This window comes from Rhodococcus sp. 15-2388-1-1a (assembly GCF_002259145.1).
Classification (GTDB): domain Bacteria; phylum Actinomycetota; class Actinomycetes; order Mycobacteriales; family Mycobacteriaceae; genus Rhodococcoides.
Genome location: NZ_NPFP01000002.1, coordinates 90360 through 111631 on the forward strand (window position 1 = coordinate 90360; position 21272 = coordinate 111631).

General features: G+C 65.1%; 18 protein-coding genes. 7 read left to right on the forward strand and 11 right to left on the reverse strand.

Features of this window, described 5'->3' with window-relative positions; translation table 11 throughout:
* Positions 1 to 41 precede the first annotated feature (41 nt).
* The 4 genes from CH302_RS01580 to CH302_RS01595 all read right to left on the reverse strand — a co-directional run bounded on the left by CH302_RS01580 (position 42) and on the right by CH302_RS01595 (position 5211).
* On the reverse strand, positions 42 to 1487 hold the full coding sequence (locus CH302_RS01580; protein ID WP_037191922.1) for a cell division protein PerM: 1446 nt from the start codon (positions 1485 to 1487) through the stop codon (positions 42 to 44).
* A gap of 75 nt (positions 1488 to 1562) precedes the next feature.
* Positions 1563 to 2744 (reverse strand): DUF5336 domain-containing protein, encoded by a 1182-nt coding sequence (locus CH302_RS01585; protein ID WP_141216571.1) that lies wholly within the window; start codon positions 2742 to 2744, stop codon positions 1563 to 1565.
* Between the two features lie 95 nt (positions 2745 to 2839).
* Positions 2840 to 3964, reverse strand: a complete 1125-nt coding sequence (gene sfnG, locus CH302_RS01590; protein ID WP_037191919.1) for a dimethylsulfone monooxygenase SfnG — start codon at positions 3962 to 3964, stop codon at positions 2840 to 2842.
* A 23-nt stretch (positions 3965 to 3987) separates the two neighbouring features.
* Positions 3988 to 5211, reverse strand: coding sequence for an acyl-CoA dehydrogenase family protein (locus tag CH302_RS01595; protein WP_052047765.1), 1224 nt, complete (start codon positions 5209 to 5211; stop codon positions 3988 to 3990).
* A gap of 210 nt (positions 5212 to 5421) precedes the next feature.
* Between CH302_RS01595 and CH302_RS01600 the strand changes: the two genes are divergently transcribed.
* A complete protein-coding gene (locus tag CH302_RS01600; RefSeq protein WP_037191917.1) occupies positions 5422 to 5940 on the forward strand; it encodes a hypothetical protein in 519 nt (172 codons plus the stop codon).
* A gap of 7 nt (positions 5941 to 5947) precedes the next feature.
* Positions 5948 to 6958 (forward strand): hypothetical protein, encoded by a 1011-nt coding sequence (locus CH302_RS01605; protein ID WP_037191914.1) that lies wholly within the window; start codon positions 5948 to 5950, stop codon positions 6956 to 6958.
* Positions 6959 to 7030: 72 nt separating this feature from the next.
* Here CH302_RS01605 and CH302_RS01610 read toward each other — a convergent pair whose 3' ends face one another.
* The gene (locus CH302_RS01610; RefSeq protein WP_141216572.1) at positions 7031 to 7687 is read right to left on the reverse strand and encodes a hypothetical protein; all 657 of its coding nucleotides are present in this window, start codon (positions 7685 to 7687) and stop codon (positions 7031 to 7033) included.
* 10 nt (positions 7688 to 7697) lie between these two features.
* On the opposite strand from CH302_RS01610, the gene CH302_RS01615 reads away from it, so the two are divergent.
* Complete coding sequence (locus CH302_RS01615) at positions 7698 to 7910, forward strand: hypothetical protein (RefSeq protein ID WP_094649869.1); 213 nt, start codon at positions 7698 to 7700, stop codon at positions 7908 to 7910.
* Between the two features lie 7 nt (positions 7911 to 7917).
* On the opposite strand, the gene CH302_RS01620 is transcribed toward CH302_RS01615, so the two are convergent.
* The 4 genes from CH302_RS01620 to CH302_RS01635 all read right to left on the reverse strand — a co-directional run bounded on the left by CH302_RS01620 (position 7918) and on the right by CH302_RS01635 (position 12491).
* Positions 7918 to 8265, reverse strand: coding sequence for a DUF2200 domain-containing protein (locus CH302_RS01620; protein WP_170945729.1), 348 nt, complete (start codon positions 8263 to 8265; stop codon positions 7918 to 7920).
* A gap of 130 nt (positions 8266 to 8395) precedes the next feature.
* Positions 8396 to 9307 carry a succinate--CoA ligase subunit alpha gene (sucD, locus tag CH302_RS01625; RefSeq protein ID WP_027496015.1) on the reverse strand — a complete coding sequence of 304 codons (912 nt, stop codon included), beginning with the start codon at positions 9305 to 9307 and terminating at the stop codon, positions 8396 to 8398.
* 8 nt (positions 9308 to 9315) lie between these two features.
* Positions 9316 to 10479 carry an ADP-forming succinate--CoA ligase subunit beta gene (gene sucC / locus CH302_RS01630; protein WP_032377331.1) on the reverse strand — a complete coding sequence of 388 codons (1164 nt, stop codon included), beginning with the start codon at positions 10477 to 10479 and terminating at the stop codon, positions 9316 to 9318.
* 146 nt (positions 10480 to 10625) lie between these two features.
* On the reverse strand, positions 10626 to 12491 hold the full coding sequence (locus CH302_RS01635) for a hypothetical protein (protein ID WP_094649870.1): 1866 nt from the start codon (positions 12489 to 12491) through the stop codon (positions 10626 to 10628).
* Between the two features lie 239 nt (positions 12492 to 12730).
* On the opposite strand from CH302_RS01635, the gene CH302_RS01640 reads away from it, so the two are divergent.
* Positions 12731 to 13765 carry a M23 family metallopeptidase gene (locus CH302_RS01640; protein WP_037191908.1) on the forward strand — a complete coding sequence of 345 codons (1035 nt, stop codon included), beginning with the start codon at positions 12731 to 12733 and terminating at the stop codon, positions 13763 to 13765.
* A 69-nt stretch (positions 13766 to 13834) separates the two neighbouring features.
* Here CH302_RS01640 and CH302_RS01645 read toward each other — a convergent pair whose 3' ends face one another.
* Positions 13835 to 16315, reverse strand: coding sequence for a UvrD-helicase domain-containing protein (locus tag CH302_RS01645; protein ID WP_037191905.1), 2481 nt, complete (start codon positions 16313 to 16315; stop codon positions 13835 to 13837).
* Between the two features lie 296 nt (positions 16316 to 16611).
* On the opposite strand from CH302_RS01645, the gene CH302_RS01650 reads away from it, so the two are divergent.
* Entirely contained in the window at positions 16612 to 16902 is a 291-nt protein-coding gene (locus tag CH302_RS01650; protein ID WP_037192205.1) for a chorismate mutase, read from the forward strand.
* 45 nt (positions 16903 to 16947) lie between these two features.
* On the opposite strand, the gene CH302_RS01655 is transcribed toward CH302_RS01650, so the two are convergent.
* Entirely contained in the window at positions 16948 to 18399 is a 1452-nt protein-coding gene (locus CH302_RS01655; RefSeq protein WP_037192204.1) for an NAD-dependent succinate-semialdehyde dehydrogenase, read from the reverse strand.
* 82 nt (positions 18400 to 18481) lie between these two features.
* On the opposite strand from CH302_RS01655, the gene pgi reads away from it, so the two are divergent.
* Together pgi and CH302_RS01665 are read left to right on the forward strand one after the other, a co-directional pair.
* On the forward strand, positions 18482 to 20131 hold the full coding sequence (gene pgi / locus CH302_RS01660; protein ID WP_037192202.1) for a glucose-6-phosphate isomerase: 1650 nt from the start codon (positions 18482 to 18484) through the stop codon (positions 20129 to 20131).
* Between the two features lie 124 nt (positions 20132 to 20255).
* Positions 20256 to 21266 (forward strand): hypothetical protein, encoded by a 1011-nt coding sequence (locus CH302_RS01665; protein WP_052047763.1) that lies wholly within the window; start codon positions 20256 to 20258, stop codon positions 21264 to 21266.
* Positions 21267 to 21272: the final 6 nt, after the last annotated feature.

Consider the following 21272-nt stretch of genomic DNA (forward strand, 5'->3'; position numbering starts at 1 on the left):
GTTCGAGCCAGCGGAAAGCCTAGTCGCTGCGCCCTCGAGCCCTACCGGGCAGGTCCGTCCTGGTCTCCGGGAGGAGCGACGATCTCGGCGTCCAACGGTTCGTCGGTCGCGGCCTCGACGGTCGCATCCGGTTCTTCGGCCGGGGGCATCTCGGCCTGGACGTCGTCCACGACCTCCGCCTCGACGACCTCCTCGGCCTTGTCGGCCTCCTGGACCTGTTCGTCGTCCTCCGGCTCGGATGGGGCGGCCTCGATTGCCAACTCGGCCGCAGGCACGGGCATCGGAACGGGCTTGTCGAGCGTCGGCTCGGGTTCTGCTCGACGCCACACGACGAGGGCCGCGGTCATCGAACCGGCGACGGCCAGCCACGCGAATGTCAGCAGTCCGAAGCTCCACACGGTGACTTCGACGGTGCCGAAGGTGCCGAGGTTTCCGCCTGCGGCGTAGCCGAACAACGCTGCGAGCACGCCGGTTGCAGCCGCCACGACCCACACGGACGACACTGCGACCTGGATGTCGGCGCTGCGGATCGCGCAGTCGCGGCCGAGCAGCAGCCCGGCACCGATCGGAACGGCGAGCATGACGACCCAGATCGTCTGGGCCGATCCTTCGGGAAGAACAGCCAGGATCGGCAGCGGCGGGAGCGGTCCTCCCGTGGTGGAGAACAGGCTGACCGACGCGTCGCCGAACCCGGCAGTGGAACCGGTGGCCACCGCGAGAGCACCGATGACGACGTTGGGGAGATAGAGCACCGACACCACGGTCAGTCCGAGCATGCCGACGACATCGCGTCCGCTCTCGAGCAGCGCGCCCGCGGTCTCCCAGGAGGCGAGCAGGGCGAGCAGTACGACGGCCGCGCCGCCTGCAGCAAGAATCGATATCGCGCGTACGAAGGGCGCAACGAGCGCGCGCACCCAGTCCGGGAGTCCGCCGCGGATCAAGGGTGAGTCCCAGCGAGCGAGAAGCAGACCGGTTCCGGACGCGGCCGCATGCACGCCTGCGACCCAGGAGAAAGCAACGAGGGCGTTCGGACTGGACAGCCCGATGACGGTCGACGCGTCCTTGGCGACGGCCAGGGCGATGGCGGTGACGGCGAGCGGGCCCGCCATCGACGCCGCGAACACCCACCGAACCACTCGGCGATCGGTGCCGGAGTCCACCGCGTGGTGGACGGTACGGGCGACGGACCAACCGATGATCAGTGTCGGCAGAAGCGGTGCGACGCCGAGGGACGTACCGCCGATGCTCAGGGGTACCAGGTGCACGGCGAACCACGACCCGGCGATCGCCCCGAGGGTTCCGGTGAGGTCGCTGTTGACCGAGACCAGGCTGATCAGAGCAAGGGTCGTCGCAATCACCACGACCAGACCGGAGGTCTTGAAGGCCACTGCGGCGAGCATGCGCGACTGATCGGGCGTCGGGCCGGTGCTTGCGCGGGGAGCCCGGGCGGCCGCGCGTCGCGTCTCTCGGTTCAATAGATCGCTCATCGCAACGAGAGTCGCATCATCTTCGCGGCGCGCCGGTCAGGCGCGCCGCGAAGCGAGCTGTGATGAAGCAATGAATCAGTCGCGCTTCTTCTCGTCCTCGGCGGGAGTGGCACCGAACGACTGCGTCGGCGCGCCGTACGGCGTCGACTGGTCGCCCGATTCGGGCTCGTCCGACTTCGCCGGGGGCTGGCCGTATCCGGACGGCTGGCCGTACTGGTACTGGTTCGGTGGGTAGGCCTGCCCTGCGGCGGGAGCACTCGGACCGGTGTACGGCGGCGGTGCGTAGCCGCCCTGCGGCGACGGGGTGTTGGGAGCGGACTGTCCGTACGACGGCTGTCCGCCCGGGTTGTAGGAATGCTGCCCCGACGATTGCCCGCTCGGTGCTTGACCGAAGTTCGACGACGTTCCCTGAGGCTGACCGTACGACGGCGGATTGCCGTAGGCCTGCGGCTGCGACGGTCCACCGAACGATGTGGTCGGCGCGTTGTACGGGTTCTGCTGGCCGTATCCGGCCTGCTGGTTCTGATTGCCGTAGCCCGCAGGCTTGGGAGCCGGAGCCTTGACGATGCCCGCGTCGAACAGCAGTGCAGCCACCGCGGCGGCAGCCTGGACGAAGCCGAGGACGAGCACCAGGATCGCACCGATACCGAGCGAGCTGGTGGTGCTGGCGAACTCGTTGCCCTCCGCACTGGGCAGACTGAACGACTGGAAGACCAGCACCAGCCAACCGGCGATCGCCAGGGCGGCCACCACGGATTGATTCCTGGCGTCCTTCTGCAGCAGCGAGGCACCGGCGATCAAGCCCGCTGCCAGCAGCAGAGCAACCGACACCGCGCTACCGCCGGACGCGAAGAACGTGGTGCTGAACGACGTCTGGATGCTGCTGGGCAGTTCCTGGGACGAGGTGACCTCGGCGGTCACGAGGTCGAGCAGTCCGAGCAGGAAGGTGACGACGCCGAGCCCGAGGATCACGAACGTGAGAATTCTCGGCAGGCTCGACAGAGCCGATCCAGGCGACTTCGACTGCGGTGCAGCGGAAGCCGGGCCGGTCGAGCCCGGTGCCGAGGTGCCGGGTACCGGAGGGCCGAAGGGATTGGACACCGACGGCTGGTGAAACGGCTGGTTCTGGCCTGGATGACCTTGCGGGTTGGACGACGGCTGATTCGGCGAGGACGACGGGCCGTAGGACGGTCCACCTCCGCCGTAGCCACCAGAGTTGGAGCCCCCTGTTTCAGGGCCGCCGGGCGAGTAGGTCATCGCGTCTCCTCATCTGAGATTGTCCGTACCCCAGGTCGGTCGGGTCCGAGAACTCACGCTACTGCACGGACCCGACCGATCACGGAACCGAAAGGTCAGCGGGCTGCCACCAACTCTTGGTCGTGCGCCTCAGCGGCCTCGAGTTCCCGAACCAGCGGCAGGACCTTCGCCCCGAAGTACTCGATCTCCTCCTGGAAGTGCAGGAATCCGCCGAGAATCAGGTCGACGCCGCGGCGACGGTAGGCGACGATGCGCTCGGCCACCTGTTCCGGGGTGCCGATCAATTGGGTCTTGAAGCCGTCGTTGTACTGAACGAGGTCCTCGAACGTCGAGTCCGCCCACATTCCCTTCTTGTCGCCCGTCGAATTGCCTGCCTGTTGCACCGCTCCCTTGAAACCTTCGACGGCAGGCTTGTCGGCCTTCTCGATGATCTCGCGCAAGGTGTCTCGCGCTTCCTTCTCGCTGTCTCGCGCGATGATGAAGCCGTTGAGCCCGAACTTGACCTCACGCCGGTGATCACGCGCGACGCGTCGGAGGTTGTCGAGTTGCTCGGTGACGCCGTCGAAATCTTTGCCGTTGCTGAAGTACCAGTCCGAGTAACGTCCGGCATTCTCCTGCGCTGCAGACGAATTGCCGCCCTGGAACAGTTCGGGGTTGGGACGATCGGGAGTGTTCAGCGGTTTGGGCTTGAGTGTGAAGTCGTGGATCCGATAGAAGTCGCCTCGGAAGTCCACGTCGTCCTCGGTCCAGATCTTGCGCAGTACCTGCAGGAATTCTGCACTGCGCCGGTACCTCTCGTCGTGTTCGAGCCAGGGCTCACCGAGGTGGGTGAACTCGTCCTTGAACCAACCACTGACGACGTTGACCGCGAATCGGCCGTTCGACAGGTGATCGGCAGTGGCACCGAGCTTGGCGAGGACCGCCGGCTGCCACAGCCCGGGATGCACTGCTGCAATGACTTTGAGTCGTTCGGTGGCCAGCAGCAGCGCGAGCGAGAAGCTGGTCGACTCGTGCTGGAACTCTGCCCCGTAGCTGGCTTCGTAGCGAACCTGACTCAAGGCGTACTCGAATCCGTTGTTCTCGGCCGTCTGCGCGAGCTTCTTGTTGTATTCGTAATCCCAGCTGGTGCGTTGCTCGATGGTGCTGGTGACCAGACCACCCGAGACATTGGGTACCCAGTACGCGAATTTGACTGCGTCGGCGATTTTTTCGGTGCTCATCGTTGTTCTCCTACCAGTGCGTTCTACGAGTACCAGGTCGGCTCGGGCAGTTCGCCCGTGAGAACCCAGCGCCCGACCTCGCGTCGCTTGTATGCGACCGGATCGTGCAGGGTGTGCGTACGCACATTGCGCCAGAAGCGGTCGAAGCCGTACTTACTGGCCGTCGCCCGCGCACCGAGCGCCTCGAACACCGTCGACGTGATCTCGAGCGACACCTCGGTAGCGCGAGCCTTCACTGCAGCGACGCGCACCTCGTGCTCACCGCGCTCCTCGGCGGTGACGTTCCAGGCGTTGTCGTGGATCTTGTTTGCTTCCAACGCAACTGCGTCGGCGAGCGCTTCGACGGCCCACAGCTTGGATGTCAGATCGCCGTAAATGTCGATGATGTACGGCTCGTCGACGGCCTTGTCCACGGTGCTGTGCAGCCACGCCCGGGTCTTGTCCTTGGTGTACGACGCGGCTTCCTCGAGTGCGCCCCTCGCGATTCCGAGGTAGAAGTTGACGAACACCAGCTGGATGGTCGGAACGTTGAGGGTGTTGTAGACGCGCGGCTGAAAAGCTTTGTCCACGAACCCTGCTGCGCTGGCCCAATCGACGCGAACCTTGTCGATGGTGACACTGCCGCTCTCGGTCTGACGCTGGCCGATGTTGTCCCAGTCGTCGTGGAAGGACAGACCCTCGATGTTCGACGGCACGATCGCGAACACGTGATCGGTGCTGCCTTCGAGTGCTCCTTCGAGCACGGTGACGTCGGAGATGCGGCTGCCGGTGGAGAAGGTCTTGGAACCGTCGAAGACGATGGTGTCGCCCTCGTCGGTGACGGCGACGTCGTTGTCCCGAGGGTTGACGGCACCGCCGAAGAACCATTTGTTCTTCGTGGCGTCTGCTTCGACGGCCTCGATCTGTTCGGGGGTGCCGACGAGTCGAGCGGCCCAGAACCACAGCAGGTGGTAGCCGAGCAATTGACCGATCGAGCCGTCGGCCTTCGAGACGGTGCGGATCACCTGATACGCCGTCGGCCAGTCCTGGCCCGCGCCGCCGTGTTCGACGGGGCCGAGCAGAGTGACGAGGCCGGCGTCCTTGAGCAACTGGACCTCGGCGGCGGGGGCCTCTCGCCCCTTGTCGCGAGCGACAGCGTCGACTGCGAGAAGTTGAGCCACCTCACCGGCGCGGGAAATCCATCCGGCAGCAGTGGTGGGGGCGTCGGGCCAGGACTTGGTGAGAGCACGGTTCTCGGTGGTTGTCATGACGATCAGTGAAGTCCGGCAACGAATCGATGACCACACTTCGATTCAGCATGATTTTAAGAATTATGTGCCACGTCCGTTTCTGCCCCTCAAAAATACCCCGTGACAGTTATCCATAATTTGTAACGCATCACTAACGGGGGCGATTATTGTTGTGTACATCACAAACCGGCGAGTCCCTGGGGCTCGCACTCCCCTAGGACGCCCCTCATGCGCAAGTCACTCTTCGCCACCGTCGCCGCCGCCGGTGCCCTCGCTGTTGCCGTCATCTCGCCTGCCGTCTCCAACGCAGCCGACACCGTCCTGACCTTCTCTGTGGTCGGAGGCGCACTCAATATCACCGCGCCGACAAGCCAGCCGCTGACCGTCACGGGGGACGTAGCAAGTGGAGGAATCACACCCGTCGTCGTCTCCGACCAGCGCCGTGGGCTCAATGGTTGGACCGCGTCGGCTTTCAGCACCGACTTCGTGAAGCCCTCACCGGACCCGGCAACGATCCCCTCGACAGCCGTGACCTACTCGGCACCGCTTGTGCCTGCACGCACGGGAATCTCGACGGTGGCCGGCGTACTGCTGCCACAGGCCATCGACACCACAACCGCAGTCGTCTTCGCTACCGCAGTCGTCGGCTCCAATACCGCCACCTGGACCGGCACCGTCGAGGTCGAACTGCCGTCCGATGTCGTTGCCGGTACCTACACGGGCACCGTCACGCATTCGGTGGCTTGATCTGTAGATGTCTGCGAATCGGGGATTGGCAGTCGGAGTTCTGGCTCTACTGACGTTCGCTACAGCGCTCGTCGCCCAGGCTCCGGCTGTCGCTCAACAACCAACCGAACCAGCGCCGGTGGGCAGCGTCGGAATACGACTGCTCGAAGCGCCGGTATCCCTCCAGGACGACCCGCGAGCGATGGCATACATCATCGACAACCTGCCTCCTGGCACCACCATCACCAGGCGCATCGAGGTCAGCAACGGCAGCAACCAAGAACAACCGGTCACGCTGTACCCCGCTGCCGCATCGATCGGAGCCGACGACGGCGGCTTCGAGGTGGGTGACGACCGCGCCGTCAACGAGCTCACGACGTGGATGTCGGTGACGCCGACGGACCTCACGCTGGCTCCGAACTCGGCGGCCGAAGCGGTGGTGACCATCGCGGTACCACCCGACGCCCCCGAGGGTGAGCAGTACGCCGTCGTCTGGGCGCAAACTGCTGGTGCCCCATCAGGAACCGGCATCCAGAACGTCAGCCGCGTCGGTATTCGCACCTACCTCTCGGTCGGTCCAGGAAACGGTCCCGCAGCCGACCTGTCAATCGATGAAGTCACCGCTGCTCGCAGCGACGACGGTGCCCCACAGGTCGTCGCGAACATCACCAACACCGGCGGCCGAGCTCTCGATCCGAGCGGGACGGTCGAACTCTCCGGTGGCCCAGGCGGTATTTCCAGCACACCGGTGAAGGGCTCGGGCGGATCCATCGCGCCTGGGCAATCAGGAAGCATCACGTTCACGCTCGACCCCGCTCTTCCCGCAGGGCCATGGCAGGCCGCGGTCACAGTCACGAGCGGGTTGGTGAACAAGACGTCGAACGTCGAACTCACCTTCCCCGACCAGGGCTCGGTCGCCGCACAAGACTCTTCGTCCGAGTCGGGTACTCCAGTGTGGGTCTGGGCGGTCGTTGCGTTGGGACTCATCGCCGTCGCGGCGGCAGTACTCATTGTGATTCGGCGACGAAAGACCAGCTGACATGCGACGTCTGACATTGGCAGTCGGATTGGCGGTGGTCCTTGCGGCCACCGTCAATCCGGTGGTGTCGGCTCAGCCGATCGTCGAACAGCCCGTTGTGGAAGAATATTGCGCTCTTCCACAAGCGGAAGTGCCGGAGACAACTACTCCAGTCCCGACGAGCACCTCGACAGTGCCGACCCCCCTGTGCCCGGTCTTCGACGATCCGACAGCCACGGCCCCGGTTCCTCCGGTGCAGGTGACGACGACGAACGAGGCGGCACCGCCGGCAACAGTCTCACCGGCACCGACTACGACTACGACTACGACTACGGACGAGATCAGTTCGCCGGCTGCACCGGTCGAGAACGTCACTACCGGCCCAACGATCGACACCACTACGACGGCACCGACCGAAAGCAGTCCAACCACTGCGGTATCGATCGACACCACTACGGCGGTGCCTACGTCCGACTTGCCGACGACGACGGTGCCGACAGTTTCGACGACGCCTACTGCAACGACCACCGACGCACCCGCATCGGTTGCCAGGGCAGCAGCACCAGCGGCCGCGGCGAACCTTCTCAATATCGAGGTGCCGTCGACGATGACCGGGCCGTCATCGATCGTCCCGGGAACGACATGGATCGGGACGATGAGTATGACGGTGCTGGGAGTAGGGCTTGCCGGTTGGACGTCCGAAGTCAGTATGTCGAACTTTCGCGGCACCGCTACCGGTCGAACCCTCACACCGACGTCTGTGACCTACAGTGCACCGTCCTCGGCCTGCACTGCGGGTATCGCCGGCAACTCCGCTGCGGTGAGCGTCGGTTTGACCTCGGTGCCCATTCGCGCCAAAACCGGCGGGGCGCTGTGTCTCACCGGATGGACGTCAACGGTATCTGTGGCCATTCCTCCAGCGGGCGTCATCGCCGACACTTACACCGCCACTCTCACTCATTCGATCTACTGAGCAACGGTCATCCGCGCAGGATTTTCTCCATCTTTTTGCCCTTGGCGAGTTCGTCGATCAGCTTGTCCAGATAACGGATCTTCTGCATCAGGGGGTCTTCGACATTCTCGACGCGTATGCCGCACACAACTCCGGTGATCAGGGTCGCGTTCGCGTTGAGGTCCGCTGCCGCGAAGAACTCGTCGAACGTCGTTTCGGCTTCGAGATGCCGGTCGAGGGCCGACTGATCGAAACCGGTGAGCCACCGGATGATCTCGTCGACCTCAGCTTTCGTCCGACCTTTGCGCTCGGCCTTGTTCACGTAGTGCGGATAGACCGAGCTGAAGGCGGTGGTGAAGATCCTGTGCACGCGCATCAATCTAGACCCCTTCGCGTGAATGTGACATTGCCGCGTCCAGACGCATGTAGTGGTCCATTCACGCGGACCGGGGCGCACGAAAAAGCCCGCCACCGGATTCGGTGGCGGGCTTCTCACGATGTGAAACTTACTTCACGGACAGCGATTCCAGGATTTCGCGCGCGAGGGCAGCGGTCTCGGACGGCGTCTTGCCGACCTTGACGCCTGCGGCCTCGAGTGCGTCCTTCTTCGCCTGCGCCGTTCCCAGCGAGCCGGAGACGATGGCGCCGGCGTGGCCCATGGTCTTGCCCTCGGGAGCGGTGAAGCCTGCGACGTAGCCGACGACCGGCTTGGTCACGTTGGCCTTGATGTAATCGGCTGCGCGCTCTTCTGCGTCGCCACCGATCTCACCGATCATGACGATGATCTTGGTGTCGGGATCCGCCTCGAACGCCTCGATGGCGTCGATGTGGGTGGTTCCGATGACGGGGTCGCCGCCGATGCCGATGGCCGTCGAGAATCCGAAGTCACGGAGCTCGAACATCATCTGGTAGGTCAGCGTGCCGCTCTTGGAGACCAAGCCGATGGGGCCGGTTCCCGAGATGTTCGCGGGCGTGATGCCGACGAGAGCCTCACCGGGGGTGATGATTCCGGGGCAGTTCGGGCCGATGATGCGGGTCTTCTTGCCCTTCTCCACGTTGTAGGCCCACGCGTACGCGGAGTCCTGCACGGGGATGCCCTCGGTGATGACGACGAGCAGCGGGATCTCGGCGTCGATGGCCTCGACGATGGCGTCCTTGGAGAATGCCGGCGGCACGAACGCGATGGACACGTCGGCTCCGGTCTTCTCCATGGCCTCGGAAACCGAAGCGAACACCGGCAATTCGATGTCGTTGCCCTGAGCGTCGACGTGCTTGACCGTGGTTCCGGCCTTACGTGCGTTGACGCCACCGACGACCTGGGTTCCGGCCTTGAGCATCAGGGCGGTGTGCTTGGTGCCTTCGCCGCCGGTGATGCCCTGGACGATGACCTTGTTGTCCTTGTTCAGAAAGATAGACATTGTTTCCTCTACTTCGCTGCCAGCTCGGCGGCCTTGTCGGCGCCCTCGTCCATGGTTCCGGCGAGCGTCACCAGCGGGTGCGCGGCGTCGGCGAGAATCTTGCGGCCCTCTTCGACCTTGTTGCCGTCGAGACGGACGACCAGCGGCTTGTTGGCGTCGTCGCCCAGCTTCTTCAGTGCGCCGACGATGCCGTTGGCGACTGCGTCACACGCGGTGATGCCGCCGAAGACGTTGACGAACACGCTCTTGACCTGCTCGTCACCGAGGATGACGTCGAGGCCTGCGGCCATGACCTCGGCCGAGGCGCCGCCGCCGATGTCGAGGAAGTTGGCGGGCTTGACGCCGCCGTGTGCCTCGCCTGCGTATGCGACGACGTCGAGGGTCGACATGACCAGTCCGGCACCGTTTCCGATGATGCCGACCTGTCCGTCGAGCTTGACGTAGTTGAGGTCGTTCTCCTTGGCCTTGGCCTCGAGGGGATCGGCTGCGTCCTTGTCCTCGAACTCGGCGTGGCCGGCCTGGCGGAAGTCCGCGTTGGCGTCGAGCGTGACCTTGCCGTCGAGGGCGAGGATCTGATCGTCCGGGGTGCGAACCAGCGGGTTGACCTCGACCAGGAGAGCGTCTTCGTTGATGAAGACCTCCCACAGCTTCTGGATGGTCACCGCAGCGGCGTCGAGCACCTCGGCGGGAAGCTTGCCCTTTTCGGCGATTTCACGAGCGAAAGCAAGGTCGACACCCTTGACGGCGTCGACCGGGATACGTGCGAGTGCGTCGGGGTTCTCCTCCGCCGTCACCTCGATTTCGACTCCACCCTCGACCGAACACATCGCGAGGTAGGTGCGGTTGGTGCGATCGAGCAGGAAGGAGATGTAGTACTCCTCGGCGATGTCGGAGGCTTCTGCAACGAGAAGCTTCTTGACGACATGGCCCTTGATGTCGAGTCCGAGAATCGCTTCTGCGTTCTCGGTGGCTGCTGCGACGTCCTTGGAGTACTTGACGCCACCGGCCTTGCCGCGGCCGCCGACCTTGACCTGTGCCTTGACCATTACTGGCTTGCCGATTTCTTCGGCAATCTGTGTTGCTCCGGCGACCGTGTCGGTGACACGACCGGCGGAGGTGGGTACGCCATGCTTGGCGAACAATTCCTTCGCCTGGTATTCGAAGAGATCCATCAGCTCACCGTCTCGTCTACGTTGACGCCCGCTCCAGGGGTGTGAGCGGGTCTGAGCATGGACTTTATCCAGGTGGCCCGACAGCGCATCGGGCGCATGCATGCTATGTGGCCTATCTCACCGCTTCCGGGTCGATGAAACGGCCGTCACCGACCGACTCGTCGGGCCGAAAGTGCCGCGGCGACACCGAGAACGACGATTCCGATCACCGACGGCACGACGCCGGGGCCCATCTCCGGATCGGTGGCACGTGCAGATGTCAGCGGCCACGACGACAGATGAACGATCCCGGCAACGGCTGCTCCGCCGAGCAGAACGCTCCCGCGAGCGGGCCGAGCTCGCGCCGCGACGACCGCAGCAACGACGACTCCGGCGGCGAGCAGCATCTGACCCCAGGTGTCCCAGCCCCACGGGAATTCGGTGACTGTCGCGGCCGTCAGGTCGCTACCGCGATACAAGGGCAGGGCCAACCCGATGGCGAGGAGACCGGAGCCGAGCAGCGCGGTGCCCAGCAGCGGGCCGTCGGTTCCGGCGTCGGCCGAGGTGTCGACGTCGTCGCGTTCGGCCGATCCGGCGAACAGGGCCAGCAGTCCGGTTGCCACCGCCGCGACGACGCCCGCAATGATCGCCAGAGCGCCGACGCCGGTGCTCACCCCATCCACGTCCTCGGCGAGCACCACCGACTGCAGTACCGCAGCCGCAGCCGCCACCGCACCGAGCCAGAACATCGACACGAACGGCCGCGCAGCCGAGGCGAACTCGGAGAACAACAGCGGCACCGAACCCAGAATCATCACGAACCCGGCAACCAGCACCACCCTGGTGGCCAATATCTGCGGCACGGCGATCCCCGAGTCGGTCTCCAGAATCGGCAACAACGATCCGACGACGAACAGCACGCCGGACAGCACGCCTGCACTCCCCGCTGCCGCGTGCCACCTCGTCGTTCCTGGACCGGCGACACCGCGGACACCTCGCGCACCCGTCTCGCGCTGTTGCGCTCGCTCCAGTGCTCGACGGTCACGCGCCGCGGCAACGGGTGCAAGCACCGCGCCACAGATCAGCAGCCCGAGCCCTGCGACCGTTCCCAGGTAGGCACCGAGGCCGGCATCGACCCGGTCACCGGTTCCGAGTCCCGCGAGCAGAGCCACCCCGGCGAAGCCGAGCACGCCGAGGCCGGCTCCGACGGACGCACCCGATGCCACCTGCGGCGAGAGTGCGGCCAGCGCAGCTGCGGCCACCACGAGCGCCGCGACACCGACGACTCCGGAGCCCACCGCAACGAACACCGGCGACTCCACCACGGCCGTCACGATCACCACCGGATCCGACGAGCGGTACAGCGAGGCGAACGCCGCAACGGCCGCCAGCACACCGAACGCGCCGAGCAGCGACGCGAGCAACGGCCCGACACCCCCCGCCGCCGCCCGCCCCACGTGCTCGGAATACACCGACTCGCCGTACCCGTCACCGAGCCCGGCGCGGTGCACCGCAGACCACCCCGCAACACCCGCCAGAACCGACACAGCGTGGCCGGCGAGCAGAAAGTAGGCCCCGGAGGTGGCGTCGAGCATCGCGGCGCTCAGCGGGCGGAAGAGCTCGAGTCGATTGGCATCGATGGGGTCGGACAACAGGGCGACGTCGAGGAGCGTGAATCCGAGTGCCACTGCGCCGTACCCGGCCAGCAGTGCCGCCGCTAGTTCGACGCGTCTACCGGCCACACCCACCGCGGCTCCGATGACGACGACGACGGGGACGGCACCGGCCAGGATCGCGGCCATCGCGGCCCCGTCACCCACCGGCGAACCGTCGGCGCTGCGGACGACGCCGATCAGCTGGGCCGCCACTGCGGCAATCGCAGCGATCAGGGCGAGTACGACGGCGAGCGCGACGCGGGGGGTGGGCGACGGATCGTCCGCTCGACCGAACTCTCCGTCCTGCGGTCGGATCCGTTGTGGTTCCGCTCGCTCGGAGCCGCGGGAGGACGAGTCGTCGAAGGTGGGAGTCGGCACTCGGATCACGGTATCGGCTCGATCGGTGCGAGAACCGTTACTGTCACCGTGTGCCGTCCACGTGTTCGCGTGTCCGATTACGAATGTGGCTCGTCACGACATAACCGCTGGTCGCCTTGTGAGCCATCTCACATATGACGCCGGTTTGGGCTGTTAACTTGCGCGCCCCGCAATCATTTCGTTACCGTCTGCCGAGTCTTTCAGTAACGGCCAGGTCACGAAAACGGAGGTTGTAGGTCTTGCAGCAACACCGTGCGTCCTTCACCTCCAGCCGGTTCTCTCGACCTTCGGCCGAAGACGCGACCACGGTCTACAGCTACGAGCCCGCCGCCGAAGCAGCCGCAGAGCCCGCCTACGAGACCAGCGCTTACGACGCGTACGCATACCCGCCGTACCGATACGTCGAAGCCGACTTCGCAGAGACCCCGCACATCGCAGCCGACGAGTCGCCGACCGTCGTCAACTCGTTCGCCACCACCGCAGACGCCACCCCCGTGGCCCGTCGCGGCGGCGCACACCGCATTCCCCTTCCCCCTACTGCGCTCAAGGGCCGAGCCGCAGTTCTCGCTGTCGCCGCAGGCGCGGTTGTCGCAGCAGGCCAGGCCGTCGTCAACGACGACTCACCCGCCGCAGTCGCCACCTCCGAGTACGCGCTCGCCGCAGGTGAAGCACCCGCCGCCGCAGCAGTCGCGGCCACCACCACTCCGCAGACCACCGAGATCGACGCCGACTCGTCCAGCGCGACGCCGTCGGAAGCACCGCAGATCCTCAGCATCGCTGCACCGGTGGATCTGAGCCAGTTCAACGACCTGCTCGCCAAGGGCCAGCGCTTCAGCGAGGAGCGCGCCGCACGCGAGGCCGCTGCTCGCAGGCCACTGTTCGCACTTCCGGCTCAGGGCACCTACACCTCCAACTTCGGCACCCGCTGGGGCGTTCTCCACGCCGGCGTCGACGTTGCCAATGCCATCGGAACTCCGATCTACGCCGTCGCCGACGGCAAGGTGATCGACTCCGGTCCTGCAGCCGGCTTCGGCATGTGGGTTCGTGTGCAGCACGCAGACGGCACAATCACCGTCTACGGCCACATCGACACCACCCTCGTCGCCGTCGGTCAGGACGTCATGGCGGGCGATCAGATCGCAACGATGGGTAACCGCGGCTTCTCCACCGGCCCGCACCTGCACTTCGAGGTTCACCTTCCGGGCGAGGTCAAGATCGATCCGCTTCCGTGGCTCGCTTCCCGAGGAATCTCCCTCGGACCAGAGATGGACTGAATCCACCGACTTTCCACACGAAGCCGGACCCCGCTTTCGCAGGGTCCGGCTTTCGCGTTCTCGGCCCTCTTACAGCTTGGTCATCGGGACGCCGCCGATGAGCATCATCTTCACGCGGCCTGCCGAACCGAAGTCGATCAACACCATCGCCTTGACGCCGGCTCCGGTCGATTCCAACACCGTACCCAGGCCGTACTTGTCGTGGCTGACTCGATCACCCACGGCGAGAACGAGGTTCGAGTTGCGCCCCTTGGCTGCACCGAAACTCGGAGTCGAACTCTGGCCGCGACTCGAGGACCCGCCGTAGCCGCCCGAGCCGTAACTGTTCGAGCCGTATCCGCCACCACCCGATCCGTAGCTGCCGGATCTTCCGCCGCCGATGGATCGGCCTCCCCCGGTGCCCGGATCCTCGCGTCGCCAGTCGATCAGGTGCTGCGGAACTTCCTGCAGGAAGCGCGATTCCGGGTTGGCGATGGGCTGCCCCCAGGCCGAGCGCATGATCGCGCGCGTGAGGTAGAGCCGCTGCCGCGCACGGGTGATGCCGACGTACGCCAGACGTCGTTCCTCGGACAGTTCGTTCGGGTCGCCGAGCGCCCGCATGTGCGGGAATTGGCCGTCCTCCCAACCCGTCACGAAGACGACCGGGAACTCCAGGCCCTTCGCGGTGTGCAGCGTCATCAGGGTGACGACGCCGGTACCCGAATCCGGGATCTGATCGGTGTCGGCCACCAGCGAGACCCGTTCGAGGAACGCCGCGAGTGACCCCGGCTCGGCCAACCCGTCGACGCCACCGTCCTCGTCGCCGTTCTCGTCGTCCCCGGTTTCGAGAGCTTCCGCCGCCACTGCGGCCTGATTGCGCGCCTCCGAGGTGAATTCCCGTGCGACGCTGACGAGTTCGTTGAGGTTGTCGAGTCGAGCACCGTCCTGCGGATCACTGCTGGCCTCGAGTTCGGCGCGGTAGCCGGTGCGGTCGAGAACGGCTTCGACGACATCGCCGATGTCTGCGATGTCGTTGCCGTCCCCGTCGGTCGCAGTGAGCACTGCACGTAGTTCGTCGAGCAACTCCATGAACTGCGCGATCAACTTCTGCTGCCGCGAGTTGAGCAACGCCACCTTGCCCGCGGCCGCGTCGTGCAGTGCGCGCGAGAAGCTGATGTCGCGCTGCTCGGCGTGGACGGCGACACAGGCCTCGGCACGATCGCCGATACCCCGGCGCGGAGTGTTGAGGATGCGTCGCATGCTGACGGTGTCGTCCTCGTTGGACAACACGCGTAGGTACGCGACGAGGTCTCGCACCTCTTTGCGCTCGTAGAAGCGGACACCGCCGACGACCTTGTACGGCAGACCGAGTCGGATGAAGATCTCTTCGAGCGCACGCGAGGAGTTGTTGGTTCGGTAGAAGACGGCCACCTCGTCGAAGCGCACGTCTCCACCGTCGACGAGTCGGTCGATCTCCGAGGCCACGAACGATGCCTCGTCGTGCTCGTTGTCGGCGACGTAACCGACGATCAACTCGCCCTCGCCGGTGTCGGTCCACAGCTTCTTCTCGCGTCGGCCGATGTTGCGCGAGATCACTGCATTGGCGGCCGAGAGGATGTTCTGCGTCGATCGGTAGTTCTGCTCGAGCAGGATGGTGCGCGCGTCCGGATAGTCGCGCTCGAATTCCTCGATGTTGCGGATGGTCGCGCCGCGGAAGGCGTAGATGGACTGATCCGCGTCGCCCACCACACACAGCTCGCCCGGCGCGACGGTGCCCTCGAGTGCACCGTCGGCGTCGGGGGTACCGACCAATTCGCGGACCAACATGTACTGGGCGTGGTTGGTGTCCTGGTACTCGTCGACCAGAACGTGTCGGAACCGGCGTCGGTAGTACTGCGCCACCTGGGGGAACGCCTGCAGAATGCCCACCGTCTCGCCGATGAGGTCGTCGAAGTCCATCGCATTGGCCGCGCGCAGCCGCTGCTGGTAGACGCCGTAGACCTTGGCCACCAGTCGCGGCAGCTCGGCGGGATCGCCGTCGGCGTCCACCGCCGCCTTGTCGGGGCCGATCAGCTCGTTCTTCAGGTTCGAGATCGCCGTCGAGAGCAGCCGCGCCGAGAACTTCTTGGTGTCGATCTGCAGATCCTTGGAGATCATCGTCAGCAGTCGCCGAGAGTCGTCCGCGTCGTAGATGGAGAAGTTCGAGTTCAGACCGGGCAGCAGCGCAGCCTGCGCGCGCAGAATCCGCACGCAACTCGAGTGGAACGTGGACACCCACATGGCGTTCGCTCGCGGTCCGACGAGTCCGGCGACTCGCTCGCGCATCTCGGCAGCGGCCTTGTTGGTGAACGTGATGGCCAGAACCTGGCCGGGTGACACTCCTCGCTCGGCCAGCAGATACGCGATGCGTCGCGTCAGCACTGCCGTCTTGCCCGACCCGGCTCCGGCCACGATGAGCAGCGGAGATCCGGTATGCACGACGGCCTCGCGCTGCTGAGGATTGAGGCCTTCCAGCAGTGCGTCGGACGAGGTGTTCTGTCGGGACTGAAGGCCCTGGAGGAATGTGTTCATCGTCTGGTCAGGTTACCGGCGCGTACCGACAAACCCACATCGCGTGGTCGTCGGCCGAACCGACGACTTTTCAGGAGGGGGGACCCGTGGCACACTGGATCGGTGATCGAAAAAACCGTACGTCATCGCCTGCATCGGATCGGCCGCTGTTCGGCCGAGCGTGCAGGAGCCTGTCGATAGACGCAACGCCCTGGTTCCGGACGGGAACCGAACCGACCGGCGATGCAGTTCCGAATACGAAAGGCGTAACGGTGACGGACGACGCAACGATCCAAGATGTGACCCGAGGAGAGACGATGGCCATGACGACGAAGATCGACTCAGACATTGCAGTGCCTTCCAGCGAGGCCGAGATCAACGACCTGCGCCAGGAAATCGACCGCCTCGATGCCGAGATCCTGACGGCCATCAAGCGTCGCTCCGAGGTCTCGCAGATCATCGGACGCACCCGCATGGCCTCCGGTGGTCCGCGTCTGGTGCACAGCCGCGAGATGAAGGTTCTCGAGCGTTTCAGCAGCCTCGGTCAGGAAGGCCACACGCTGGCCATGCTCCTGCTCCGCCTCGGTCGCGGTCGCCTCGGACACTGATCGACCTCAGGTTGGGCGCGCAGTATGCACGCCCAACCGTCAGCTCTACTTCAATGCGATGTACTTGGTCTCGAGGTATTCCTCGATTCCCTCGGATCCGCCCTCACGGCCGAATCCGGATTCCTTCACCCCACCGAACGGCGCGGCCGCGTCCGAGATGACTCCGCGGTTGACGCCAACCATGCCACTGTCGATGGCGTCGGCCACCCGTAGCGCGCGGTCCAGGTTCTCGGTGTAGATGTACGACGCCAGGCCGTACTCGGTGTCGTTGGCCGCGTCGATTCCCTCCTGCTCGGTGTCGAAGCCGACGACCGGAGCCACCGGCCCGAACACCTCCTCCTTCAGAATCCGTGCATCGGCAGGCACGTCGGTGAGCACGGTCGCCGGGTAGAAGTAACCGTCCCCGCCCGGTGCCTTCCCACCCAGTGCCACCGTCGCGCCCTTGGCCACCGCGTCGTCGACCAGTTCCTGCACGGTCTCGAGCTGATCGGCATTGATCAGCGGTCCCAGCTTGGTATCGGGGTCGACGCCAGGTCCCAGTTTCATCTCGGACATCTTCGCCACGAGCTTGGTGGTGAACTCCTCGCGCACGCTGTTGTGCACGTGCAATCGGTTCGCGGCGGTGCAGGCCTCGCCGCCGTTGCGCATCTTGGCAAGCATCGCGCCGTCCACCGCGTCGTCGATGTTCGCGTCGTCGAACACCACGAACGGTGCGTTGCCGCCGAGCTCCATCGAGGTGCGCAGCAACCTCGTCGCGGACTTCTCGACGAGCGACTTGCCGACGCCCGTCGAGCCGGTGAAGGTGAGTTTGCGCATCCGCGGATCCTCGATGAGGGGTCCGGTGACGTCACCGGACTTCGACGTCGTCAGCACCGAGAGCACACCTTCGGGCAAGCCGACCTCGTCGAAGATCTGAGCGAGCAGCAGCATCGTCAGCGGGGTCTCGCGAGCGGGCTTGACGACGATGGTGCAGCCGGCGGCCAGAGCCGGCCCGATCTTTCTGGTGCCCATCGCCAACGGGAAGTTCCACGGGGTGATCGCCAGGACGGGCCCGACCGGAGCCTTGGTGACGAGGATTCGTCCGTTGCCCGCCGGGGCCGGGGTGTAGCGGCCGCCGATGCGTACCGCTTCCTCGGCGAACCAGCGGAAGAACTCGGCACCGTACTTCACCTCGGCCTTGGATTCGGCGAGGGCCTTGCCCATCTCCAGGGTCATCAGCAGCGCGATGTCGTCGGCGCGTTCGGTGACCTTCTCGAATGCCGCTCGAAGGATTTCACTGCGTTCGCGGGCAGGTGTTGCCGCCCAGCTCTTCTGCGCCGCAGCGGCGGCGTCGAGCGCCTTCATCGCGTCGGCGGGCGATGCGTCGGCCACCTCGGTCAGGGGCTTGCCGGTGGCCGGATCGTTCACCGCGAACGTCTTGCCTCCCTCGGCGTCGACGGCCTTACCGCCGATCCACAGTTTTGCCGGAATCGAATCGATCAATGCACGTTGGTCCATACCGTCCATGATGCCTCCGCAGCGCCCGAAGCAAACGAGAACGACGCGCGCGTGACTGTGCACGGGATTACTGTTGGTTCGTATGAGCGTCGATATCACCGGCACGGATGCCTGGCAGAAGCTGACCGATCACCACTCCACGATCGCCGATACTCATCTTCGGACACTGTTCGCCGAGGACGCCGACCGAACACGCACGTTCACTCTCGACGCCGCCGATCTGCACATCGACTACAGCAAGCACCGCATCACCCGCGAGACCGTCGAGTTGCTCGTCGAACTCGCCCGTACCGCCGATGTCGAAGGCAAACGCGACGCGATGTTCGCGGGCGAGCACATCAACACCTCCGAGGACCGCGCCGTTCTGCACACCGCGCTGCGTCTACCGGCCGACGCCTCGTTGACCGTCGACGGCCAGAACGTCGTCGCCGATGTGCACGAAGTACTCACTGCGATGGGCGAATTCACCGATCGGGTGCGGTCGGGTGAATGGGTCGGCGCCACCGGCGCGAAGATCTCCACCGTCGTCAACATCGGCATCGGCGGATCCGACCTCGGACCGGTCATGGTCTACAACGCACTCCGGCACTACGCCGACGCCGGGATCTCTGCGAAATTCGTCTCGAACGTCGACCCCGCGGATCTGGTCGGTGCGCTCGACGGACTCGACCCCGCGTCGACGCTGTTCATCATCGCGTCCAAGACGTTCTCCACCCTCGAAACGCTGACCAACGCCACCGCAGCCCGGCGCTGGCTCGTCGACGCGCTCGGTGAAGATGCCGTCGCCAAGCACTTCGTCGCCGTGTCCACCAACGCCGAGAGGGTTGCGGACTTCGGTATCGACACCGACAACATGTTCGGCTTCTGGGATTGGGTCGGCGGACGCTACTCCGTCGATTCGGCAATCGGGTTGTCGGTCATGACCGTTGTGGGCAAGGAAGCGTTCGGCGAATTCCTCGACGGCTTCCACCGCATCGACGAGCACTTCCGCACCACACCGCTGGCCGAGAACGCGCCGGTTCTGCTCGGCCTCGTCGGCCTGTGGTACAGCTCCTTCTTCGGCGCGGAAACCCGTGCAGTGCTGCCGTATTCGAATGATCTCTCCCGTTTCGCGGCATACCTGCAGCAGCTGACCATGGAGTCCAACGGCAAGTCCGTCAAGGCCGACGGCTCCCCCGTCACCACGCCGACCGGTGAGATCTTCTGGGGCGAGCCTGGCACCAACGGGCAGCACGCCTTCTACCAATTGCTGCACCAGGGAACACGTTTGGTACCTGCGGACTTCATCGGATTCGCCGAACCGACCGACGACCTACCGACCCGCGACGGCACCGGCTCGATGCACGATCTGCTGATGAGCAACTTCTTCGCGCAGACCAAGGTGCTCGCCTTCGGCAAGACCGCCGAGGAGATCGCCGCCGAGGACACTCCGGCAGATGTGGTGCCGCACAAGGTGATGCCCGGCAACCGCCCGTCCACCTCGATCCTCGCCCCCAAGCTCACGCCGTCGGTGGTCGGACAATTGATCGCCCTGTACGAGCACCAGGTCTTCGTCGAAGGCGTCATCTGGGGAGTCGACTCGTACGACCAGTGGGGCGTCGAACTCGGCAAGACCCAAGCACTCGAACTGACTCCGGTGCTCACCGATTCCGAAGCCCCTGCCGCACAGTCGGATTCATCCACCGACGCACTGGTGCGCTGGTACCGGGCGCAGCGGGGTCGTTCGGCCTGAGGTCGGTCGGTGGATCTACGGCCCTCTTAGGAATCTACGCACCCTGCAGGAGGTGCGGATTCCTGGACGGGCCGTAGATTGCGCTCAGCGGATCCGAACAGGTCAGCCGTGCGTCCAATTGAGCATGGACTTCGACCAACGTGGGCTCTTCACCCGTGCCGATGCGCTCGCGTCGGGCTTCACCGATGACGACCTTCGACGGGCACGCGCACACACGTCCATCGTTGCAATTCGCAGAGGCTGGTTCGTTCGAGGGGATGTTCTCGCAACACTGGACTCTGCGCAGCAGCACGCACTCCTGGCTCAGGCGACCTATGCCGATTCCGGCGACGACGTCGTCCTCAGCCATGTGTCCGCAGCGGTGGTTCTCGGACTCGACGTGTGGAACTTACCGCTGGACACGGTGACGATGACCACACCTCGCGGCCACTCTGGCAAGCGCAGTCGACGCCGGTTCCTTCACGGCACCGATCTACTGGACGACGAGTGGCTTCATCTCGACGGTATGCGTGTCACACGCCCAGCGCGCACAGTCGTCGACGTCGCCAGGACTCATCCACTCGAGGTTGCGGTGTGTCTCGGTGATCGGGCATTGCGCCACGGCCTCACCACAATCGGCGAACTCGAAAGATCGTGCGATGCAGCGCAACACCGAAGCGGTGCCGGACGCGCTCGACGTGCAATCGGCGCGATGAGTGCACGGAGCGACAGTGTCGGCGAAAGTCGATCGCGACTGATCCTGCAGACAGTGTCGACTCCGCTGTCCAATCAGACGATCTTCGACGAAGACGGTCGACGCATCGCCCGCACCGACTTCCTGTTTCCCGACCTTGCCGAGGTGATCGCCGAGTTCGACGGCGAAAACAAGTACGGTCCGCAGCCACGGCAAGCAATCCTCGCAGAGAAGAATCGCCACAACCGGCTCGCCGAGCAGGGCAGGACCGTCTTCAGATTCGACTGGCGGGACTTGTCGACTCCGCATGTCGTCATCGACAGGCTTCATGCTGCCTATAGGCGTGCGTTGCTCCTCGGCCCGCCGAGTGGACGGTACGCCGAGCTACCCCTCCCCACATCTACGGCGCTCGTAGGAATATGCGCACCCTACAGGCGGTGCGAATTCCCACGAGGGGCGTAGATCCCC

What these genes read in the sequence shown, in the direction of transcription:
- sfnG (WP_037191919.1), bottom strand. Translation starts at nt 3,964, where the DNA reads ATGAGCACCGAAAAAATCGCCGACGCAGTCAAATTCGCGTACTGGGTA.
- CH302_RS01605 (WP_037191914.1), top strand. Translation starts at nt 5,948, where the DNA reads ATGTCTGCGAATCGGGGATTGGCAGTCGGAGTTCTGGCTCTACTGACG.
- CH302_RS01580 (WP_037191922.1), bottom strand. Translation starts at nt 1,487, where the DNA reads ATGAGCGATCTATTGAACCGAGAGACGCGACGCGCGGCCGCCCGGGCT.
- CH302_RS01655 (WP_037192204.1), bottom strand. Translation starts at nt 18,399, where the DNA reads ATGGACCAACGTGCATTGATCGATTCGATTCCGGCAAAACTGTGGATC.
- sucD (WP_027496015.1), bottom strand. Translation starts at nt 9,307, where the DNA reads ATGTCTATCTTTCTGAACAAGGACAACAAGGTCATCGTCCAGGGCATC.
- CH302_RS01650 (WP_037192205.1), top strand. Translation starts at nt 16,612, where the DNA reads ATGGCCATGACGACGAAGATCGACTCAGACATTGCAGTGCCTTCCAGC.
- CH302_RS01595 (WP_052047765.1), bottom strand. Translation starts at nt 5,211, where the DNA reads ATGACAACCACCGAGAACCGTGCTCTCACCAAGTCCTGGCCCGACGCC.
- CH302_RS01585 (WP_141216571.1), bottom strand. Translation starts at nt 2,744, where the DNA reads ATGACCTACTCGCCCGGCGGCCCTGAAACAGGGGGCTCCAACTCTGGT.
- sucC (WP_032377331.1), bottom strand. Translation starts at nt 10,479, where the DNA reads ATGGATCTCTTCGAATACCAGGCGAAGGAATTGTTCGCCAAGCATGGC.
- CH302_RS01645 (WP_037191905.1), bottom strand. Translation starts at nt 16,315, where the DNA reads ATGAACACATTCCTCCAGGGCCTTCAGTCCCGACAGAACACCTCGTCC.
- CH302_RS01600 (WP_037191917.1), top strand. Translation starts at nt 5,422, where the DNA reads ATGCGCAAGTCACTCTTCGCCACCGTCGCCGCCGCCGGTGCCCTCGCT.
- CH302_RS01665 (WP_052047763.1), top strand. Translation starts at nt 20,256, where the DNA reads ATGGACTTCGACCAACGTGGGCTCTTCACCCGTGCCGATGCGCTCGCG.
- pgi (WP_037192202.1), top strand. Translation starts at nt 18,482, where the DNA reads ATGAGCGTCGATATCACCGGCACGGATGCCTGGCAGAAGCTGACCGAT.
- CH302_RS01620 (WP_170945729.1), bottom strand. Translation starts at nt 8,265, where the DNA reads ATGCGCGTGCACAGGATCTTCACCACCGCCTTCAGCTCGGTCTATCCG.